At 44.5% G+C, this 23532-nt stretch carries 11 protein-coding genes; 1 reads left to right on the top strand and 10 read right to left on the bottom strand.

The window, feature by feature from the left end:
- Window positions 1-179 precede the first annotated feature (179 nt).
- The 5 genes from G3255_RS13650 to G3255_RS13670 form a co-directional block, all read right to left on the bottom strand.
- Entirely contained in the window at window positions 180-2645 is a 2466-nt protein-coding gene (locus G3255_RS13650; RefSeq protein ID WP_211654976.1) for a cell wall-binding repeat-containing protein, read from the bottom strand.
- A gap of 318 nt (window positions 2646-2963) precedes the next feature.
- Window positions 2964-7649: a cell wall-binding repeat-containing protein gene (locus G3255_RS20235; protein ID WP_349291439.1), complete on the bottom strand. Its 4686-nt coding sequence runs from the start codon at window positions 7647-7649 to the stop codon at window positions 2964-2966.
- A gap of 606 nt (window positions 7650-8255) precedes the next feature.
- A complete protein-coding gene (locus G3255_RS13660) occupies window positions 8256-8975 on the bottom strand; it encodes a hypothetical protein (RefSeq protein WP_211654977.1) in 720 nt (239 codons plus the stop codon).
- A gap of 16 nt (window positions 8976-8991) precedes the next feature.
- Window positions 8992-11253 (bottom strand): cell wall-binding repeat-containing protein, encoded by a 2262-nt coding sequence (locus G3255_RS13665; RefSeq protein WP_211654978.1) that lies wholly within the window; start codon window positions 11251-11253, stop codon window positions 8992-8994.
- 269 nt (window positions 11254-11522) lie between these two features.
- Window positions 11523-13400, bottom strand: coding sequence for an LTA synthase family protein (locus tag G3255_RS13670; protein WP_211654979.1), 1878 nt, complete (start codon window positions 13398-13400; stop codon window positions 11523-11525).
- Between the two features lie 571 nt (window positions 13401-13971).
- Between G3255_RS13670 and G3255_RS13675 the strand changes: the two genes are divergently transcribed.
- Entirely contained in the window at window positions 13972-15768 is a 1797-nt protein-coding gene (locus G3255_RS13675) for an IS1182 family transposase (protein ID WP_249222127.1), read from the top strand.
- Between the two features lie 265 nt (window positions 15769-16033).
- Here G3255_RS13675 and G3255_RS13680 read toward each other — a convergent pair whose 3' ends face one another.
- From G3255_RS13680 to G3255_RS13700, 5 genes are all read right to left on the bottom strand, one after another.
- Complete coding sequence (locus tag G3255_RS13680; protein WP_249222323.1) at window positions 16034-18403, bottom strand: SpoIID/LytB domain-containing protein; 2370 nt, start codon at window positions 18401-18403, stop codon at window positions 16034-16036.
- Window positions 18404-18585: 182 nt separating this feature from the next.
- A complete protein-coding gene (locus G3255_RS13685) occupies window positions 18586-19971 on the bottom strand; it encodes a cell wall-binding repeat-containing protein (RefSeq protein WP_211654981.1) in 1386 nt (461 codons plus the stop codon).
- Between the two features lie 238 nt (window positions 19972-20209).
- A complete protein-coding gene (locus G3255_RS13690; protein WP_211654982.1) occupies window positions 20210-21307 on the bottom strand; it encodes a glycosyltransferase in 1098 nt (365 codons plus the stop codon).
- On the bottom strand, window positions 21307-22029 hold the full coding sequence (locus tag G3255_RS13695) for a WecB/TagA/CpsF family glycosyltransferase (RefSeq protein ID WP_211654983.1): 723 nt from the start codon (window positions 22027-22029) through the stop codon (window positions 21307-21309). The genes G3255_RS13690 and G3255_RS13695 overlap by 1 nt, the downstream gene beginning before the upstream one ends.
- A 60-nt stretch (window positions 22030-22089) precedes the next feature.
- On the bottom strand, window positions 22090-23367 hold the full coding sequence (locus tag G3255_RS13700; RefSeq protein ID WP_211654984.1) for a nucleotide sugar dehydrogenase: 1278 nt from the start codon (window positions 23365-23367) through the stop codon (window positions 22090-22092).
- Window positions 23368-23532 lie beyond the last annotated feature (165 nt).

A 23532-nucleotide genomic window follows, 5' to 3' on the forward strand; every position in this document is an offset into this window, starting at 1 on the left:
GAAGCGCCTTCTAAAGGCGTTTCTTTTTTTGCATTCATTTTCGCCTGCCGCGTCTTCCCTTCTCGCACTCCCATGCCAAAAATACAGCTTTTGTTTTTCAATCTACCGCTCTTTTTGAATCGCGCTTAAATTTTTCCATAGAAAAACCCGGCTAATTAAATAGCCGGGCAATCTTATTATTATTGATGAAGCTCTTTGATAACCTTAGGTGAAACAGCTCCTGTGCCACCTGTAGTGAATACTGTTCCATAGTAGTTTGCACGCGTTTCAATTCGTGGGTTGATTTCGTCTTTTTGCACAAGAAGCATAGGCGCTTCATATGCTGCAGCAAGAACGTTTCCAGTTAAAGCATCCGGGAAGTTCTGGCCGTTTGCAGCAAAGCCTTCTACAGCTCCGTCAAACAATAGTTCTGCGACTGCCGCTGAAGTCAAGTAACGGTCTGCCCCACTAACACGTCTTGCATTCGGCAATTGCTCCGCTACTGCCTCAGACACGGCACCAGTTCCTCCAATGATTGTCGAAGAGTTGTAGAACTCAAGTTCCTCTTCGATTGACGCTGGAATGCGGTCTGGGCGAGTCAATAGAATCGGTTTGTCATTCAATGCCGCATAGGCACCTGCAGACAATGCATCCGGGAAGTTGAGACCGCTGACAACTACTGCATCTGTTGCATCAGTATCAAGTTCAGAAGCGATGGCTACAGCTGTCTCGTAGCGATCTTTCCCGCCAATACGTGTAACTTCCAAATCCATCTCATCAAGAGCAGTCATGATGTCGTCTGAAACGGCACCATTGCCGCCGAGAACAACTGCCTGGGTCGCGCCAAGTCGGGCGATTTCTTCTGTGACGCCTGCTGCCAATTGATTAGAACGCGTTAAGAGAATTGGCGATTCGTACTGATCAGCAAGAGGTGCTGCTGTCAATGCATCTGCATAGGTATTGCCATTTGCGATGAATACTGTGTCTGCAGATTCCCAACCTTGTTTTGAAACGGCGATTGCTGTTTCATAACGATCTGCACCAGACAAGCGCACTTGGTTGATGCGGCGCTCTTCGTAAGGCTCTACGCCTTCATCAGCGAAGGATTGCGCATGCTCTTCGAACATTTCCCAGTCAGTGAAGCCTGGCTCTGTAACACGGCCTTCTTCGTAAGCTTTTCCAAACGAAGCAAAACCATCGCCGCCTTTAGCAGTGAATGTATTCGTTGCTACTGTATACGTTTCTTCCAAGTTTAGTTCTTCGAAGTTATTATCGCCAGTATCGACAAAGGCAGATAAGACGCGGTCGCCAACTGGCGCTTTGCCATCATAGTTGAAGAACATGCCTGATACGTGAAGGAATCCACCATTTTCTTTTGGATATTCACGGACACTATGCTCGAGTGCTTCTTTAATTTCTTGGCCAGTCACTTCCATGATTGCCAAGGCATTGCCAAATGGCAAGACTGTCAATACTTCGCCGTAAGTGATTGGGCCTTGATCGATGGAAGCACGGATGCCGCCGCCATTTTGTAATGCAATTGTCGTATCAGGATTGATCGTTTTCGCTTTTGCCAACATGCCATCTGTAATGAAGTTTCCAAGGTTCGTCTCGCTCAAGCGGATTCCGAACTCTCCTCGTGTGCCGTTCAAGAAGACATTCGCTTCAACGCCGATTTCCGTTTCTTTCAGCTCTTCCACTTCTTCTTTAAATGGAGCGAGGATTTCTACTGCTTCTGCATCTTCTGCAGCAGCTGCGACTTCATGGTGTTCACCGACAAAGTTCGTTACATTTCCAGCTTCATCAAAAGTGACATCCAATTGGCCGAGGAATTTATTGTATTCGTTCGCTTGAACGATGACTGTATCTTCCACTTGTACTGGCGGCAATAGTTTCGTATGTGTATGCCCGCCGACAATGACATCAATGCCATCCACTTCAGCTGCAAGCGTACGGTCGTTATCGACTGCCGCATTGTCATCATAGCCGATGTGCGTCAACGCGACGATTTTATTAACATCTTGCCCTTCAAACCACTCTACTGCTTCATTTGCTGCGTCGATATAATCTGTAAAAACAATATCTTCCGGGCTTGAGATGTCTGCTGTTTCAGCAGTAGTCAAACCGAAGATCCCGACTTCCTCGCCGTTCACTTCTTTCACTACGCCGCTATAGATTTGTCCGTTAGCAGCCGTTTTCGTAAACGCTTCGCCTGCTACAAGTGGTGACATGTTATCGTCGCCTGAGAAGTCAACGTTCGCTCCGACCAATGGGAAGTCTGCCCCGCCAACGAATTCAGCAAGTGAAGCGTGCCCTTCTGCACTCGAACCAAGGTCGAACTCGTGGTTGCCGAAAGTCATAGCGTCATACTGCATATAGTTCATCAACGCCAAATCCGCTTGTCCTTCAAAAGTGTTGAAATATAATGTGCCTGAGAAGACATCGCCTGCATCAAGTAATAGGTTGTTGTCGTTCTCCGCACGAAGCTGCTTGATCAAGGTTGCGCGTTTCGGCGCGTTGTCCAAGTTCGCGTGCGTGTCATTCGTGTGCATGATCGTTAATTCGAAATCGCCTTCAGCTGCCTCCGCTTTTTGCGAATCGTAAATCCCGACGATTGTTAAAGCGAGTGTCGTCGCCATTACAGAAGTGAAAATCTTTTTCGGCATTGCTACACCATCCTATCAATTTTTTTTGACGAACGTCTCTCAGGGCTGTATCTTTCTAACTATGTATGAAGACGTTTGTCCCTATTACCCATAATACTACAAAAGATTTCGAAGGTAAGTAAAATTTTGATAAATATTTCGAAAACGGTTACATTTTTTGATTGATTGAAAGAGGCTTGCTTAATTTCGCTGAACCAGTCCCCTAAAAGTAGATGAATAGAACATTCCAGTTGCCGTTACTTCGCTTAATAAATCCCTTCCATACTAGTAATGCGCATAATAAAAACGGAGCGTCCGAAGACACTCCGTTTTTATTTTTTATTTATTGTTCAAGTACTCATCCAACTGTTTCATGATGTCATTCGATACTGCTCCAGATCCACCGATGACTTTTGCGTATTCAACGCCATTTTTCTGCAAATATTCACCAAGTTCAGCTGGTACAGAATTTCCTACCAAGTAAACACCAGTGTTTTGTTTTGCTGCCAATGCGCCGCCCGCTAGAGCATCTGCAAATCCTTTACCTGTTGCTACGTAAACAGTATCTGTTGGGCTACCGAAGTATTTTGCCACTTCCAGAGAAGTTTCATAACGGTTTGAACCACGGATCCGGAAAGAATTCGGAAGTTCAGAGGCTGCTTTTTCACTTACTGCGCCCGTACCGCCAATAACTAGGGTATTTTCAACACCTAGTTTCACCAACGCAGCTTTAGTTGCGTTTGGCACAGCGTTATTGCGTGTCAATAAGATCGGCGTTCCATCTGTACCAGCATAGCTAGCTACGCTAAGAGCATCTGGGAAGTTCAAGCCGCTTACAACAATCGCTTTTTCAGAAGTACCGAACTGCTCTGCAATTTTCGCAGCCGTTTCGTAACGGTCCATACCGCTGAGTCGTTTTACATCAATGCCGTCAGATTTCAACTGCTTCACGACAGCTTCAGAAATTGCTCCAGTTCCACCAACTACGTAGACTGTTTTCGCGCCAAGGCGTTTGATTTCTTCGTATGTTTCAGCTGTCAATTTCGACGATTGTGATAGTAGAAGTGGTGCATCGTGTTTCTTCGCAAGTGGAACACCTGCTAATGCATCGGCATAGTTATTGCCTGTCGCCAAGACAACTGTATCCGCAGAATCCCAACCTTCTTTGCTCAGTTCAACTGCAGTAGCATAGCGGTTTACTCCCGAAATGCGTTCTGCACGAAGTTCAGAATCAGAGCGGTCGATCTTCACTTCTTTTTCGACTTTATTGCCAGCGCCGTCTTCAGCGACAACCATGAACGAATTCATGCCAGGAGCCAAATCGACTTTCGCTGTTACTGTTTTGCTGACTGGGTCAGCTACAGTGATTTCATCAAAGACATCCTGGTTGTAAAGAACATCTCCATCAAGCGATAATTTCACCATGCTGAAGTTATCTTTTACTGTAATGTCGAATTCCACTGACTCTTCGTCTTGGTCAACAACGCTAGGAGCGTCGATGGCAAGTGTCGGGTTCACTGTATCCACATATACTGGGCGGATGATCGAAGACGTGTTGCCATTGTAGTCTGTCGCTTCGAGCTTCACATCGTGGCGTCCAGTTTCAAGTTCGATAGTTGTGTCGAATTCAAAACCTCTTTCCGATTCAGTGAATTTAACTTCTTTGCCGTTCACTTTTAGCGTCTTCAAGTTTTCTTCCACTACATAGCCTTTAACCGGTACAGTGTTTGTTGAGTAAAGTCCAAGAGCAATTGGGCCGTTATCATCCGCGTAGATGACTGGTTTCACAGTGTCATCCGCATTTGAGATAGCATAGCCGCCGTTAAATGCATGGTCATAAACGTTAACTTGGATCAAGTCAGCTTCTGAAGCATTCAAGCCGAATTCATCAAGGTCAATAACCGTTTCATCTGCATCGAAGTAGCCTTCAGCAGGCAAACGTTTGCCATCGACGTGTACAGAGAAGAATGCAACGCCTACTCCTTCATCAGACAAGGAAACTTCCAACGTATTGTCTTCTTCGTTTACAGTAATAGAAGCTTCCGGTGCAGTTGTATCGATATAGACTGGCAATGATTTGCTCTGCCATGCTGCATCTTCGTAGTCAACTTTCGCTTTGTACTCATATTCGTACAAGCCGTCTGCTGCTACTTCACCTTTCACTTTGCCATCCCAAGCGCGTGCTTGAAGATAGCTGAGGTATGTTCCAGATCCACCGTTAAAGTAGTTCTTACGGACGTCTTTCTCGATATTGACGGTACGGACATTCTCGCCTTCTGCATTCAAGATGTTTGTTTGCAGTTCAGCCGCATTACGGAGAAGCGTGATGTTTCCGTTGATTTTATCGTTCAAGCCATCGCCGTTTGGTGACACTGGATAAACCAATTTGCCATCAACTTCTACTAGGTCGTAATAGTGTTTCTTCTTATCTTTGATTGTCGTATCATCAGCATCCTTAATTCCGAATGCATCATAGTAAGCCTGGTAGAAATGAGGCTCGTCTTTTTCATCGACTCCGAAGGAATCAATGATGTCCGGACGGTCCCATTCGCCGTAGAAGCTGATGTATGGCAAGACCAAATCAGGATTCGCCGATCCTTCTTCAGCTGTCAATTTCACGAAGCCTTCTACGAAGACATCTTCTTCAAGCGCTTTTGTGATGGCGTTGCCGTCTTTATCAAGCCCTGGCACTTTGCCTTCGCTGATATCGACTGTCACTTTCACATCGACTGTTCCGTTAGCCGGTACAGTTACTGTTTCTGGAGCCGTTACTTTTGCTCCTTCAAGAGCGCCTGACTGCAACAAGTTCGATGTGACAGCTCCATTTTCTTGGAACATATCGACTAGCACTGAAGTATCGACAGAGTATGTTGCTGCTTCATTAGATAAGTTTTCAGCTTTCAAAGTGAACGAGAAGGAATCGCCAGTGAAGTCTTTGACATTCACTTTCGCTTCGTTTGTCGCTTTTTCAGTCATGATTACCGGAGTCGTAACAGCGCCGTTCAACTGCATCATACCAGCGCCTTGGCGGCGAGGAGAAATCGTGTCGCCTGATTTGCCGTGCGTAATGTCAGCTGTGTTCAATAGCAATACTTTCGCTAGGCGAGTACGTTCTTCTAATGAAAGGTTTTTGAACTCGTCATGGTTTTTCAAGTATTGCTGGACAAGTGCCGCTCCGCCAGCAACGTGTGGAGCTGCCATTGACGTTCCGCTCATCACACCGTATTTGTCATTTTCAAGCGTCGACAGGATGTTCCCGCCTGGTGCAGACAATTCAGGTTTGAACTCAAGGTCTGGCGTTACGCCCCATGATGTGAAGTCCGTTGCACGGCCTACTTCAGGTCCAAGTTCTTTGCCCGTTTGCTCAACATCTGCTCCAAGTTCGCCATCTGCAGCAAGTGCTTTTTCAAGTTCCAATCCATCTTCTCTTGTGATCTTCATGAATGGAATATCCCAGCCGCCTTGATCTTTATAGAATACAGGGTTGTCGGTATTGTATACGATGATTCCCGCCGCACCAGCTGCAGCTGCCCATTTCGTTTTATCAGCAAAAGCATGGGCGCCGCGTTCAACGACTACCACTTTGCCAGAAACGTCAATGCCTTTGTAATCAGCAGCCGCTCCTAATGCATTTGGATTGCCTGAAAGTTCTTTCAAAGAAACGACTTCAAAATCATCGCCGTCTTCTTGGAAATCCGTCCAGTCATCGACACCGAAACCTTCTACTGAGAAATCACCGAATTCCACTTCATGCGTGAAGAGATTCACAACATTTCCTGTAGCTGCAACTTGAATTGTATCTTTGTTCAATCCTGGAGATCCGACCAAACCGTAGTCTGGGTTATCGTAATGCGGGTTATCGTAGCCGTAGCCGATGTGCCCGGAGTTGCCGGCAGATACAGCGGAAACGATTCCGTTATTTACAGCGTTTGTGATGGCTTTGTCTTCCGCACTGTCAGCGTCATAGAATGATGAAGTTGAACCTAAGCTCATGTTCAATACATCTGCGCCAAGTTTCACAGCATCGTCAATCGCTGCCAAGTAGATATCAGAGAAAGTCGATGGGAAGTTAACATCGTTCGAGAATACTTTCATGCCGAGGAGTTGGGATTCTGGTGCCACACCTTTAAGGCCGCCTGCGCTTTCGTCTCCGTTAGCGCCGACTGTTCCCGCTACGTGCATGCCGTGCATGGAAGCACCTGGGCCATCGTCTTGAATCTCAGCATTTTTATCGTAATAGTTATAAGCATAAGGAACTTTAACGTTTTGGTAAGCGCCTTTCAAACCGTCTTTTGAAATAAGTCCATCAACATCAGATTTCGTCAAATCGACTTTTGAATCGTCAGTGATGTTGAAATCTTTATGATCAGGATCAATTCCTGTATCAATTACAGCAACAACCATGCCTTCACCTTGGAATTTGCTGTCAGCCCATACTTGACGAGATTGGATGAAATCGTGGCTCGTCGTCATATCCGGCTTAGCTTCTGGTCTTTCATATTCATTTGCAATGTATACGTTCTTAACGTTCGGCAAATCTTTAATTTTCTCAACGTCGCTGAATTTCACAACACCGCTGAATCCGTTAAATGCCGTCGTGTATTCATATTGGGAGTTTAGTTCAACGCCTTCGGAAGAAATGGATTTCTTCACGCTTGAATGCGTTTTCACTAATTGAGTTTCAATCTGTTCTTTTTCTGCTTTGGCAAGTGTCTTGTACTGAACGCCTTTTGCAGATGCTACTTCAACTGCTGACTGTCCTTCAATTTCAATAATAACGCGAACTTCTTCGTTCGGGTCTAATGCATCTTTTTGGACCATGTCAGGGCTTTCCTGTTTCTTAAGTTGCTTGATTAGCTCTGCTTTTTCGTTGGAAAGAACGTTGATTGCCTGCAAATCTTGCTCGTTGGCATTCTCTTTGTCGCCAGATGTAGCACTTGCAGTCATAACCCCGTTACTCGCAACTAAACCTGCGATCATAGCAACAGATACAAACTTTTTCCAAGTCTTTGAACCGTTTTGCACAATGTAGCCTCCCCTAATGTTTTTTTCAAGGAAATTCATTCTATGTATGTTACCAAGTTATGTATGTATTTCCTCACAGATAAAATAGTAACAATAGTCATACAATTATGTCAATATGTTATTTGGATATTCTTATGAATAGAATTATTGGAATTTATTAGAAATGCCATAAGCACAAAAGATGTTTAAACGCACAATATCTTCCTAAGAATTACATGAGCTGATAGAACCTTTTCGTAAAAATAAATTTTCGAGTAACGAATTATAATAGGTCTTTGTAATTATAATTTCTGCACTTTGCTATTTATTTTTTTAAGATTCTACACGTACTAGGTATAAACAACCTTTTTTACAGATATGCTTGGGTTTAAATATATTTATAGAGAAATTAGTGGATATTTTTATCATTCACCCCATTTTTCCAGCAATTACTTGCAGTAATATTCCAACGCTTTATTTGTTCATTATGTGTGAATTTACTGCTCTTCTTTAACTTTCTCGTGAACTATAGACTAGCGAGGCAGACTATTCCCCCACTCCCCTTGTTCAACTTCATTTCATTCCACAAAAAGAACCATCCGCCAAAGGGCAGATAGTTCTTCGTTTTTATTCGTAGCTCACCAAAGCAACTACAGATTCCTGTTTGTCGTCGCCGTTAGCAACTACTGTTTTTTCCTGGATGAATCCAAGACCCGGCGCGAAGTAACGCGTCATTGTTGTTACTTGGTCGGACGATTCAGAAGCCAAAACTTGCTCGACTACCAATACATCTTCAAATGTGCCAGCTTGTGTTTCTAGTGTTTCGTCATTCGATGTGACGATCCATTCACCTTCTGTGCTGTTGGCTTCGTCGATCATGACGACTGGTGCATTCATTGGGACCAATCCTTCGATCGAAATGTCGCGCTCGCCTTCTAGCTCTGATGTTTCGATCAACATGTTCATCGATGACTCGTTCCATTCAGTCACTTCAACGGTAGCAGCTTCGCCGAATGTAATTTCTTCAAGCACTTTATTCCCTGATACTTCCAGTACTTCACGTGTCAATTTGAATTCTTCTACTTGGAAGTCCTTGACGAGTCCGAGTTCTGGCATGTACAGCTGAAGGCCTGTTGGGTCCGTCACTTCGATGGGCGCATTTTCTGTTGCTTCCACACCTGCTTCGGTTGTTTCTGTTTCAGTTGTTTCTGTTTCCGTGGTTTCGGTTTCGGTTGTTTCTGTGCCGCCTGTACCGTTGACGTTATTGTCTTCTGCAGAGTCGGTCACAGCGGTGCCGCAGCCGCCAAGCAGGACGGCTGAGAGCAAAAGCCCACTGAATTTCTTCATATATATAACCACCTTATCATTTTTGCATTGCATTGATTGTTGATTGAATGGAAGACTCTACTGCACCGCCAACGTAATACGTGCGATTGATTAATTTTTCCTTGCTGTGTCGCGTTAAAGAACTAGTTAACGCAGCAGGCATGGCATTGTTTGGCACCAAGAATAGCGGTGCATTGTAGCGTGCAGAGATAGCAGACGAAACGAGAGCATCTGGATAGTTCGTGCCCGTAGAGACAATCAAACGGTTCGAGATGAACTCATCACTAAAGTGATCGATAGTTGCAGTACCTGTTTCATAACGGTTTTTACCGGATAGACGGTGAACACCATCTGCACCAATTTCACGTTTTACCGCAGTTTCCAAAGCAGTCGGAACTGCACCAGTACCACCAATGATGACTACTTCATCGCCATAGGCAGTTTTCAAGTTATTCGGCAATTCCATGCCATCACGCACAAGGACGATCGGCCATTTTTTCACGACCGCAACACTCGCAGCAGTGAGAGCATCAGGATAGTTATTTCCTGCAGTTACAAACATGCCGTCTGCTGCTGGGAGCTTGGCGTTGATTTTGCTGTTTGTCTCATACCGATTCTTGCCGGAAAGACGTTCAACACTTAATCCCATGCCTTTTAGTTTGCTTTCAATTGATGTGGAGATAGCGCCTGTTCCGCCTACAATAGTAACTTTAGACGCTTTCAAGCGTTTCAATTCCTGCTCCACCGTTGGAGACAAATTCTCCGACGTGCTCAATAGAATCGGTGCATTATCGAAGCTGGCAGCTAACGGGCCTGCTGATAGGGCATCTGCATACTGGCGTGACGTTGCCAGTACAACTGTTTTTTGAGACTTTGTTGAGCTAAAACCATTTGGATACAACAGTTTTGAAACACCAATCGCAGTTTCAATCCGGTTTTTGCCTTTTACAATTTGTGGTGTGTATGAGTATTTTGTTTTATCTGTATTCGTGAAAATGACTTTCTGTGCCCAAACATCGAACAGTTCCGAGTTTGGCCAGTTGCGCGTATACTCGCGAGCTTCTTCTCGGTTATAGAAATGAATCATTTCTCCTTTGTCTTTTGAACGGACAATGAAGTTTTTGCGTTTGAAGTTCGACCAAACAATATCGTCTTCAAGAGTCGATTCATCAATGACCGAAGCTTTTAGCAACTTTCCGCCATGAGCGATCGCTGCTTCTTTTTGATAAAAACGCGCTACTTCCTTATCGCTGCTATCAAGTACCACATATTTCTCCGGCAGGTAGTTTGACCAGCTTACGATTCCAGTCGTGGTATGGACGACACGCGTATTCTTCCATTTTTTCGCTGCATCGATTGCCTCTTGTTCAGTAGCATATAGATTATCAGGAATATCGCCCGATGAATGATAAATGCCATAAACTAATGGGCGGTCAACCGGTTCCGGATCAGGCTTCGCTGCCCCATCCACTTTTCCGGTTTTCTTATGGATCACATAGCTTCCTGAAACAGTTTTAGAATAATTCAACGCATCAGTTTTCGATGTGTAATGTTTGATCGCTTTTCCGTTTTTATCGTTAACAACGTAAACGTTGAAGAAATCATCTACGCCTTTCGCAACATTCGCTGCGACTTTCTGCTGGAACCAGCCTTGCTTGATCATCGCTTCTTCTGTCGGGTTGGACATATAACCGACTTCGAGCAAGACAGACGGCATGTTCGCTGTACGCGTTACATAAAGGCTGTTTGCGACGATGCCGCGCCCTTCCTTAACGCCTGAATTGATGACAGCGCGGTGTGTGTTTGTTGCCAAACGGCCGCTTTCCGGTGAGTAATGGCGTTGCAGTAATGAGGGTGGATATGACGAACTCGCATATCGATTGTCGAAGTAATACGTTTCGTATCCACCGTATGTAGGTGAACTTGTGGCATTGTGGTGCACGGACATGAATACGGTATTATCATTATTCCCGCTTGCAATCATGCCGTTTGCGACTTTCATCCGCTCGACGAGATCTGTACCGGATGAAATGCGTGAAAACTGGACATCGGATGTTCTGGTCATGATAACGACAAATCCTCTTTTCTCTAGTTCGGATTTCAATCGATTTGACACTTCCATATTGGCGTGTTTTTCATAATAACCGGTTCGGTTTCCAGAATAACCTGCCGTCCCTCCGTAAATCCCTCCGTGGCCCGGGTCTAAAATAACAGTTGGCTTACCGGCTGCCGAAGCAGTTCCGGTTCCCATTCCAATGGCTAGCAGCAACAACAGCACAAACAAAAGTTTCTTTTTCAATGCTACATTCCCCTCTTTCTGACCTAATAGTACGGGGGAAAATTAGGAGAAACAAGAGAATTTTACAATATTTTCTTAAAATGATTCTTTATACAGCGTTTAAAAGTGAATTTTATTGCCTTAAAGATAAAAGACCTATTAAAATTACGTATTTCACACTTCATAAGGGCTTAAAACATGCTTTTATACCCAATATAATTCTATTGATTATGCAATAAATTTGCATTATCATTCGCTCAAATGAATTAACAAAAAAATCCAGAGAAGAGTTAACTCTCTTCTCCGGATTCCACTTCTATCTCGCCTTCATCCAAGAAATTGCTTAGCAAAGCATCAGAATGATTTAAAATTTTCAAAGCGTTTTCCTGTTTCTGTTCAATGGTTTCTTTATCCGGTTCAATCCGCTCCATAGTATCCAAGTCAAAATAACGTTCAGGATACCTGGCGTTTTGCCCGAGATACATGTGGTCGCCCGTAACATACGAACCGCCCGGCAAATAATAGCGGACTGCGAGCAAGTTATTTTCATATTGAAGCATATTGTGCCCAATCATTGGTGCTTGCGGTTCGATGCCCATCAAGTTCATGATGGTCGGCATCATATCCACTTGCCCTCCAAAATTGGAATTCACTTCTGATTCAAACAAACCGGGGGCAGCAATAACAAAGGGCAATAGAAAACGATCTTTAAAAGTATAGGGATGCCCTAATAACTCGGCCATCAATTTATTGTCGCTCACTTTCATCGGGGTCCCGTGAAGCCCGGAATGATCACCATTGATGACAATAATTGATTCCTCGTAAATACCTTCCTCTTTCAAGAAAGCAATAAATTCACCGATTGTCTCATCGACATAACGGACTGATTGCAAATAATTCCCTGTATAAGTATCTTCGTAAGATACCGGCAATTCCAGATATGCATCTTTTTCCGGTACTTTAAACGGGGTGTGGCTCGTCAGCGTCATCAAATTCGCATAAATTTTCTTGCCTTCCGACAATTGCTTTTTCACTTCTTCTTCCGCAAACTCGAACATGATCCGATCGGATGGCCCAATCCCAATTATGTCTTCATTCGGTATTTCATCCAGCGAATACGCATAATCAAAACCGAGTGCGGGGTATAAGTTTTCGCGGTTCCAATACTTCAGTTCATCTGCATGGTAAGTCGTGGTGTAATATTCCCGATCGTTAAGTAAATTGACCAGTGAAGGCAACTCTTCACCATTCAAGTAATTAACCGTTGGATCCAGTCCTTTGGTCATCAACGACGTATGAAGAAGCCATTCTGCATCTGAGGTATTGCCAGCACCGATCTGCTGGAACATCCGGTCGAAATAGAGGCTGTCTGAAAGCAAGTCGTTGATGTTCGGTGTCAGTTCTTGTCCGTCAATCGTTTGATTGATCGCGAAGTTCTGTAAGGACTCGACTTGAATGACAAATAAATGACGGTCTTCTGCAATACCAAAACGTTCGTGCTCGCTGTATGCAACAAACTCGTTGCCTTTAAGTCTTACCAACTCTCCATCAGTCAAAAGATTCATTTCGGCAGATGCGCTGTTTTGCTTGGCCACTTGAACCAATTGCGTTTGCATAAACCCGCGCTCTTTAGCAAATAAGGTCATATCTATAATGGGCTGTTGCATCGCTATAGCGGTCGTTACGATACTCAGAGCCAAAAGGGCAACCGCTACCGCCCCCATCTTCCTGCGATTTTTCATTGTCAGCTGGCGATTTAAGGAAACTATGAACAACACCACATATACGACGATATCCGCAAAAAATAGGAGATCCAATGGTGAATACAATAAACTGACGGTTTCCATTACTGAACCAGCTTGATCGCCTTGCTTTAAGTCGAAATAACTTGGCACTGTTTGAAAATAACGCTCATACCAAATGATGGAGACCATTAAAGCTGAAACAAATACATTGTAAATAAGCGATATGATAGGACTGACCCGACGAATCACAAAAAATACTATGACAGGAAGCAGCATCCAAATAGGAAAATCAATTATCAATAGCCGCAGCCAGGAAACTTCTCCATACACTTGAATGCGAAAGACTGCCAATTTAATGAGCAGGATAAACGATATGATAGTCAACACTAATAACGGATGGTTATTTTTAAGTTTCTTCAGCATGATTAGCACCTCTTGATGGATAACTTCTTAAATACTATTGTGAATATTATTACAATAGTATTGAGTTTTTGTAAAGCTATCATGCTAAATGCTTGGGTCAAATGCAATTTATAGCGCAAAATCACTAGATTTTTTTCTTTCTGTCCTTCTTGTTAAATGATTAAGACCATTGAGTTTCCTACGAACAAAATAAGCCGCACCCGCCATCGGATCATTGAAATCAAAGAACCGGAAATCCCTTGCCTATTCAAATACCAATAAATGGATTTCTCATTAATAATATTAAAACGGGGCTGTCCCAAAAGGTCATGAAAAGTGACTTTTAGGGGCAGTCCATTTTCGTCTTCTAAAGAAAAGGCTGATGTCCATTTCGACGGACGCTTTCCGCGGGCACGGCCTTAGCCTCTTCCCTCGCTTCGCTCAGTCCAGGGTCTTCGGCTCGCGCTGTTCCCGCTGGAGTCGCCGTCTCCATTCCCATCAGCCGGTTTAAAAAGAAAAAAGGATACAAAAAAATCGTCCATTTCTGTAAAATGGGAGTTACCACACCACCATTAGAGAAAGGACGATTTTTATGTGCAATCCGAAGATTACTTCCTCAAATTATAACACTGAACAAGCCGCATTTCCACTCGCTCTGGGAGAAGGAACTGGCGTTCCGCTATCCAAAAAAGCGAGTCCTACGTTCATTCCCTATAACAACCAACAAGGCTTTGCCATCTTTGATATACAAGATCTTGTGCCAGCCAACCATGTCGCCCGGGTCATCGACGAAATGGTGGAATTGATTGATGATGAGCTGTTTTTTGCGCACTATAAAGGCGGCGGAAGAAGCTCTTTCCATCCAAAGATGATGACCAAAGTTATCCTTTACGCTTATTCGAAGAAAATCTATTCTTCTCGAGGTATTGAAGAAACACTTACTGAACACATTCCGTCCATGTGGCTCGCAGCTGGCCAACAACCAGATCACCGAACGATTAACCGGTTCCGTTCGGACCACTTAAAAGCGATGATGGACTCCCTTTTTGAACAGATGATTCACCAGCTGATCGAACAGAACTACATCACTATGGAGCATTATTTTTTGGATGGCACCAAAATTGAAGCTGATGCCAATAAGTATTCATTCGTCTGGAAAAAAGCGACACAGAATTTCGAAGGCAAGTTGAAGGTAAAGATTGCCGAAACGATTCAGCATATCCATGAACTGGCCGCAGCTGAAGCGATTCCACTCAACGAACAGGTAGAAGAAGCAACGCCTGAACAGCTGGAAGAAATGGCGGAAGCCATGGAAGAACAGATTGACGCATTCACGGAAGCCCTTGATCTGGAAGACGATACCGAAAAACGAAAGCAACTCCGGTCCAAGCGCAGTGAGTGGAAAAAGCCGGTCAAAGCGATTCGCGAAGATTTCCTTCCGCGTCTGGAGAAATATAGTCAGTACCACGAGATCTTCGGTGATCGAAACAGCTTTTCGAAAACAGACCCGGATGCGACCTTTATGCGAATGAAAGATGATCACATGAAAAATGGTCAATTGAAAGCAGCTTATAATGTACAAATGGCCACAGAAAATCAGTTCATTCTTTATTATTCGATACATCAGCGACCAACGGACACGCGCTGTTTTCTTCCGCATCTGGAGAAACTAGCGGCTTCCAGCCTGCCCATGCCGAAGACGGTCATTGCCGATGCAGGCTATGGCAGTGAAGAGAATTACCTGTATGCGTTGGGCGATGAAAAAGAGCCGCATTTCGACTTTCTCATTCCATATGGAATGTATCTGAAGGAAAAATCAGCGAGTTACAAGAAGAATATCAAACACGCGAAAAATTGGACATACCTAGAGGAGGAAGATTGTTTCATCTGTCCGAATGGTCGGCGTGTCGCATTTAAAAAATACCTGAATAAAAAGAATGCCTCCGGTTACGAACAAAACTTAAAAATCTATGAATGCGAAGACTGTTCGGATTGTCCGTTAAAAGCCCTCTGCACGAAAGCAAAAGGCAACCGACAAGTCCAATGGAATCCCATTTATGAAGAAATGAAAGCGAAGGCCAAAGCAGCTCTTGAAGATGAAACGAAGACACAAATCTACGCCCAACGCAAAATTGACGTAGAAAGTGTGTTCGGTCATATCAAGGGCAATCGGTCGTTCCGCCGATTTCTCCTCCGGGGCTTAGAGAAAGTGCATACAGAGTTCGGGATTGTGGCATTGGCCCACAACCTCCTGAAAGTAGCCGGCATGCGCCGGCTACTTTCAGTGACCTCACCAATAAATGAAAAACAGACGGAGAAAAAGAAATTCTTTTTCTCCGTCTGCTTTATTTTAGGGGCTTATGGGACAGCCCCGTTTTCAGAGTGTTGAATAAGTCTAAAATCTACTGAACTTTTAAAAAAGTGATTGCGTTTTGACATTAAAAATCAGTAATCTAATCTTAGTATTTGGAGAAGCGTTTGCTCGACTCCTGTGGGACTAGCGGGTTTGAGAGACCCCGCAAGTCGCGATAGCGGCTGAGGAGGCTCGATTCCCGCCCCACGGAAAGCGAGCGATAAGCTTCGGAAAATACGACTTCTTACCTTTCTCGACAACCTGAAAACAGCCGCCCCTTTTGAGGGCGGCTGTTTTTTGCTTACTTCACGAACTTAGTGGTGTTCTCAATCGATACACCTTGATAATAGAACTTCAAAATCTGATCAGCAGATTCCCCGGCCTGCGAACGGCGGTAAGAACCCCACTGGCTCATGCCAATGCCATGCCCAAAGCCGCTTCCATCTAAGACAAAACGGTCTGCAGTTTCTGCTACCTCAAAGTCTAGGCTCTTCAAGTTAGCTCCACCAATCAAGGTACGGAATGCAGTGATGTTAGGCGTCGTACCCGCTTTATAGGTTACAGAGACGCGATGCTTCTTCAATGCAGACCCGATGTATTGATTGCTGGCAGTTTTCAAAGCAGCCGGGATAAGCATTTCGCCTCCCAAATAATAAGCCTGATCTTTCGTCACTCGGCCGATTTGTTCCATGTAAGCAACAGGCAACCGCTCCGGATCTGGATGTACCATCAAAATCGGTGAATTCGTTTTCGCTGCAAGTACCGATCCTGCAAGGGCGTCCACGTAAGAATATGCATTTCCTATCACGATATTGGTGCCATTCATCGGCAGCAATCGGTTAATTTCGACACTAGTAGCGACACGGTCCTTCCCGCTGATGCGGTCGCTTTGAATGCCACGCTCTGCCAAAGCACTCGCCACCGCTTCCGGAACTGCGCCAGTTCCCCCTATAAGAATCGCTTTTTCAGTGTTGTGTTCTTCAAGGAACGCCAATGTAGACTCCGGACTTTTTGCTCCTCTGTGGATAATAATCGGCAATTGATGTTTAGCAGCGTAGGCAGAAGCAGATAGAGCATCTGATGAATCATCATTGCCCGTCGCAAAAAGCACAGTCTGCATCTGCCCCACTTCTTTAGCTACTGCAAGTGACGTTTCCGAACGATTTTTGCCGGATAGGCGTTTTGTATTAAAGCCTTTTCCGATTAATGCCGTTTCAATTTCTTCTGAGACTGCTGATTTTCCGCCCAACAAATAAATCATGGCGCCCGGTTTCGTCTGATTGTCCAGAAACTGTTCGACAACTGGCGGCAGGCTTTGGCTTCTCGTCAACAAAACTGGCGCTCCGTGCTTATGCGCTAAAACTGTTCCGGAAAGGGCATCCGCAGGAATATCTCCACGCCCGAGAACGATAGCTGGTGCTTTTTCTTCCCCAATTGTTTCTTTGGCGATTTCAACAGCCGTTTCGTAGCGGTCTTTCCCGACTAAGGTCTTGGAAGCAGCACCCGCTTCCATGTCAAAACTTAAAGCCCCATTTTTACTGTTTCGGACGTAATAATCCATTTCTAATGTGATGGCTTCAACTTTCCCAGTGTTCGCGTAAGTTTCCGTTTGAATTTTATCGATTGAGGCAATTTTAATGGATTCAACACTTGGATCTTTTGCTTTTGCTTTTTTAAGTAAATCCATTTTGAAATTAGTGAAGGCTGCTTTGCTTTGCTCATTGACAAGCGAACCATTCAAGTTGTGTTCAGCAGTTGTCTGCCACCAAGTTGCCGGTGTCATCAAATCGGCTGTTGCCGGCAATTGGCGTTTCATCCAATCCAGTTTCCATAAAACATTATTAGTATCAAATGGATCAGGCTGAGATTTGGACAGATACGGCAATTTCCCGGACCAGTATTGCTCAGGCAATTCTGTTTGGCCCCCGTTGCTCGATGAAAAGAACGCAGTGACAAAGCCTGTCTGGCCATCAGATTTCTTATAAGTTAAAATTTGCCCTTTCGTTTCATCAACTGCTTGATTAGTGTATTTATACGCATTCATATATAGAGGAGATGACGGGTCCCAGATAAACCCTTTATACACTTGGAATTTCGTTGTGTCATCTATTTCCAATGAACTTTGGTTCATTTTGGAAAAAATATAAGATCTGGCTGTAATGGCCTGTGCTTTCAGGGATTCCATTCCACCGTTTGCTCCCCAACTTGCCGGGCTTTCAGATGGAACCACTCCTTTTAGGTAATCTTCGAACTGCAAAGAGTTGGACGGCTGCATATTGCTTGTGCCAGACATGCGGAATTCTACAGTACCCATATAAGGATAGATAGTTGATGATCCCTTTTTGTAAAGATATACATGGTTGGCCTTTGAATAGATGACCGGTTCCACCGTTACTGATGACAAACCAGTTTTTAAAGTTTTGTCGCCTTGCTTCAGTACCAGTTTCCCGCTTGAAACTTGAATGCTATAGCGAGTATTTTTTTCAAGTTTAACCGTTTTGTCTTCTTTTAACTGAGAAGAACCTTGCGGCGTAAACTCATAACCATTTGCAGCACCCAGTTGATTTACCAACTTAACTTTGACTGTAAAATCTTCAGCAGCTGCCACATTATCTGCTCCCCCCGCAAAAACACCAATAAAAAGCAAGACAGCTAAACTCTTCAACAACATTCTCACTCTATTTCCCCCTCGTTATCTGTTTCAATTCTCTTTTTTTAACAGTATATTTCAAATATTTATTAAAAGGTATATAAATTTTATATTTTTTTGTAATTTATACCAAAATTTTTTGCTCGTTACATCTTATTCAAAAATTGTATATCCAGGGCAAAAAAAAATGGCCGAAGCCATTTTTAGTCTGTATAAGAACGCACTGCAACAATTTTCTTATCCCAATGGCCCCATGAAGTATCAAGTGCCGTAACAGCGACTCCTGTGCTTGATCCAGCATGGATTATCTTTCCATCTCCAATATAAATTCCTGCATGAGTAGGCGATGTCGGAGTGCTTCTGACCAAATCCAATAAAATGATATCACCAGGTTTAGCATTTGAATAACTGACCGGCTTTCCGGATTTCTCCATCAAAGCGGTCGTCCGCGGAATAGTGATCCCTTTTTGATTGAATACATACATTAAAAATCCTGAGCAGTCGAAACCAGCTGGCGTCGTTCCGCCCCAACGGTATGGGACACCCTTGTATTTATTTGCTTCTATCAAAATTTCCTGGCGAATATCTACAGATGGTTTCACGACAGGTATAGGGGCAGGAGCTGGGTTTGGATTCAAGGCATCTTTAGATACAGCACCTGTTCCTCCAATGACAGTAAGTTTAGTGACATTTTTAGTGTTGATAACATCTTTCGTAGAGGACGGCAAAGCTGATTGACGCACCAATAGAATCGGCTTTTTTTGTTTTCCGCCCAGCGCAGATCCTGTTAAAGCATCAGCAAACTGTTGCCCGGACGCTACTAGTGAATCTTTGACTGTGTTTGGGTACAAGGTGGCCACAATGGCTGCCGCCGTTGCATATCGGTCTTTTCCTGAAATCCGCTGAACTTTTGCAGTTTGGCTAATTTTATTAAAAACATCCTTGCTGACAGCACCCTCGCCGCCAACAATTGTGACATTATTATAATTTTTAAGTGTTGCTTCAACTTCGGACGATAATTTATCTCCAGAAGTTAATAGAATCGGCTTACCAGTCTCAGCTGCATGTGATGCAATTGCTAAGGAATCCGCATAACCTGAACCACTTGCTAGAACAGCCGAACTTCCTCCGACTTCTTTAGCAATCAAAGCAGAAGTTTCAGCACGGTTTTTGCCGGAAATGCGCTTAACATTTATTCCTTTATTGCTCAAATCATTGAAAACTTTTGCCGAGATAGCCCCTTCGCCTCCAAGGATCGTAGCATTTTTTGCGCCGATTCGGCTGATTTCTGACATAACGGATGCTGGCACAGTATCTTTTTTAACTAGTAAAATCGGTGCGTTCAGCTTTTTAGCTAGTGGCGCTCCTGCAAGAGCATCTGGATAGTTATTGCCAATAACGAGCACTACATTGTCTGTACTATGGTAACCCCAGCCCTCACGTGAAACTTGAATTGCCGTCTCATAACGATCTGTTCCTGAAATTCGATCAAACTTTTCATAAACGCTTGCTTCTGAAGTGGAAGCGAAAGCAGTTATTGATAAAGCAGTTGCGGCAATCATTGTTCCAAACCATTTTGTCATTTTCATATGCTTCTTCTTCCCCCTGAGTTCTATAGTCTGTTTATCTGTATTTATTAGACATTTTTTCGTTCTGAATAATTCAGAGTTTATCACTGAATTTATGAGAGTAATATTACAATTATATTACAGGCAAAACAAAAAGCCCTTTGAGACAATGCTCAAAGGGCTTTAAAAACCGCGTCACGTATAGGCTGAACGGTATATTTCATAAAATTAACAGTTTAAAATAAACAGGAGTAATTACCTAGTTTAACTTCAATACGACCTTATAAACTCTTTGTATTTCCCGTTGTAAGTTTTCATTGGAAAAATTTTCTTTTGCGAAGCTTCGAAGCATGCTTCCCATTTCACGAGTATCCGAGTTCATTGCCTTTTCCATCACGTGTTTGAGTGCATCTGCACGCCCCGGTTCCACGATCCATCCAGTTTTTCCAGGATCGACGAGTGCCGGCACGCCTCCCACATTGGTTGCGATAACCGGCGTTGCCATATCGGCAGATTCCAACAGCACCAGCGGAAAACTCTCACTATGGGAAGTCAATAAAGATACATCCGCCGCATACAATAATTGGTCGACATCCTTCCGCGCTCCCAAAAATTGCACGCGTTCTGAAATGCCGAGTGACGCTGCCTGCTCACTTAATTTCTGGCGCAGGTCGCCTTCGCCGATGACCCACAGTTTACATGGCCGGTCGATCTGCGCGAAAGCATCAAGCAGAATATCATGCCCTTTAACCGGATGAAGACGCGCCACTATGGCAAAGACAAACTCATCTTCTCGAGTGCCGAGTGATTTTCGGATAGCCTGTTGATCAAATTCCGGCAAGGTTTCATGGAAATTAATGCCGTTGAAAACCGGAGTGATTTTCTTCGGTTCGACGCCCATTTGAACAAGCATGTCCTTGAATTTTTCCGATACGGCAAACAAATGGTCCGCGCGGCGCATCGCTCGCTGGTTCAAGATGGTAAATACTTTCGCAAGCGGCTTGGGCTGATGGAGAAAATCGAGTGTCGGATCACTATGGACTGTGATGAACCATGGCTTGCCTAGTTTTTTATAGACAGAATCAATCAAAAAATTGGCACGTGCCCCGTGGGAATGAACAATGGAAAATCCACCTTTTTTCAAGACCATCAAAATTTTTCTCGGAGCCGACCGGTCAAGACGGCTGTTTTGCTGGACGACCGTCACAGGAATCCCGGCTTTTCTCGCTTCTTCCGCAAAGGCGCCTTCTGTCAGTAATAGCAACTCTGCTTCTACAGGAGAGTTGGCCAATAGCTGCAATAAATGCTTTTTGGAGCCTCCGGTTTCGCCGCCGCTGATAACATGAAGTACTTTCATCAGTGTTTTCCGCCTTTATCGCGCACGGCTTTGATGAGGAATTGCGGAAGCGCCATTTGGCGTTTGATGCGCGTAGGCTGGCTGGCAAGACGGTAAAGCCATTCGGTTCCTGTGTTCAGGAACAGCTTCGGCGCGCGTTTGACATTGCCGCTATAGACATCGAAACTGCCGCCGACGCCCTGGAAGATGTTGGCGTCCAATTGCTCCATGTTTTCGCGAATGAACAATTCCTGCTTGGGACTGCCAAGCGCGACGAACAGGATTTGCGGTTGCGCAGCATTGATCGTTTCAATGATTTTTAACGGGTCTTTTTCATAGCCGTCAAGCGTCCCGGCAACCACTAGATTTGGATATTTCGCTTGAATATTTTGCGCGGCCAATTCCACCGTCGCTTTTTTTGCACCGTACATAAAGATGCGGTGGCCGTGTTTATTCGCGAGCTGAAGCAGCGCATCCATCATACCGATGCCTGTGACGCGCTCACGAATCGCGCCTCCACGCATGCGGGAGGCGATTTTAATGCCGACTCCGTCTGGAATCTGATATGTCGATTCGTTTAACAGCGTCCGGAGCGCCGGATCTTTTGAAGCCATCATGACTTTTTCCGGGTTAATGGCGACGATGCGCGATTTGCGCCCTGTTTCGATATCGGTTTGGATTTTATCCAGCAATTGCTGTTCGGTCTCTTTATTGACGGTGACGCCTAAAATTTCTTCTTTCATGTAGTTCGTGCCTCCATGCAAAACCGCATTTCCAAGAGCTTGAAAATGCGGCCGTGTATTTTAATTTTGTGGGTTGCCCTTGCCGTCGCCGAGACGGTAAACCGTGAATCCGGCTTGTTCATAAGTTTCACGGCTGATGGCGTTTTTCGTGTCAAAGATAGCTTTATGGCGCATCGTTCCGCCAAGCGTTTGCGGATTGTATTCTTTGAATGCTCTATGGTCAGTCAAGATGACGATCAAGTCTGCACCTTCGACTGCCTCGTCGTAGGATTGCGTCTGGAAGGGCGCTTTGTTTTCTTTGACATGCGGGTCAAAAGAAGAAATGCGCAGATTTTTCGCTTTCAGGTGTTCCAGCACTTCCATCGATGGGCTTTCGCGGATGTCGTCGATATTGCCTTTGAAGGCCAAGCCAAATACAGCAACTTTCGCATCGGCCACATCTTTTAGGATGTCGTCGATTTTATCTGCCGTGTATTGCGGCATGCCATCGTTCGTAGTACGCGATAGATGGATGATCTGTGACAGATCCTTCTCTTTTTCGACCAAGAACCATGGATCGACGGCGATGCAATGCCCACCGACACCAGGCCCTGGCAAATGGATATTGACGCGCGGGTGATGGTTGGCGAGGCGAATCGCTTCCCAAGCATCGACACCGACGTTATCGGAGATTTTCGCGATTTCATTGGCGAACGCGATGTTGACGTCGCGGTAAGTATTTTCCATGACTTTAACCATTTCAGCAGTGGTCGCATCCGTCAAGATGAATTCACCTTTAACGAATGATTCGTAATAAACTTGCGTACGTTTGGAAGATTCTTCGTTAATGCCGCCGATGATGCGATCATTTTTCACGAGCTCTTCGAACACTTTTCCTGGAATGACGCGTTCCGGGGAATGCGAAACAAATAGTTCTGTCCCGATTTCCAAATTGCTCTTCACGAGGATCGGCAACATGACATCGAGCACAGTGCGCGGAGGAACGGTTGATTCCAAGACGACCAAATCGCCTTTTTTCAAGAACGGCACAATCGATTCAGTCGCTGCACGGATGTAATCCATATTGGCTGTTTTGTCTTCCGCAATCGGAGACGGCACAGCGATGATGAACATGTCCGCTTCTGCAGGTGTTGTCGAAACCGAGAAAGTGCCTTTTTCCAATGCTTTGTTCAAGTAATCTTGAAGAAACGGTTCTTCAATGTGGATGTGCCCATCGGACAGCATGTCCACTGCTTTTTGATTGACATCCACGCCGTGAACATCATAACCATGGTTTGCGAACATGACCGCTGTCGGCAAGCCGATATATCCTAATCCCACTACACAGATTTTTTCCATTTCGTTAATTCTCCTCAATTGCCAGTAATTTTTTATCTCCCGCTCCAAAAGCGAGATCTTATATCAATAATTTTTGCTAATATCAATAGTTCATTCTACCATAGCAAAGCCTTAGGCAGAAATCGTTTTAGTGTATTTTTCATTACGGTTTCGTTACAGGACGCC

Origin of the sequence: Planococcus sp. MSAK28401, from assembly GCF_018283455.1 — a bacterium.
GTDB classification, from domain to species: Bacteria; Bacillota; Bacilli; order Bacillales_A; family Planococcaceae; genus Planococcus; species Planococcus alpniumensis.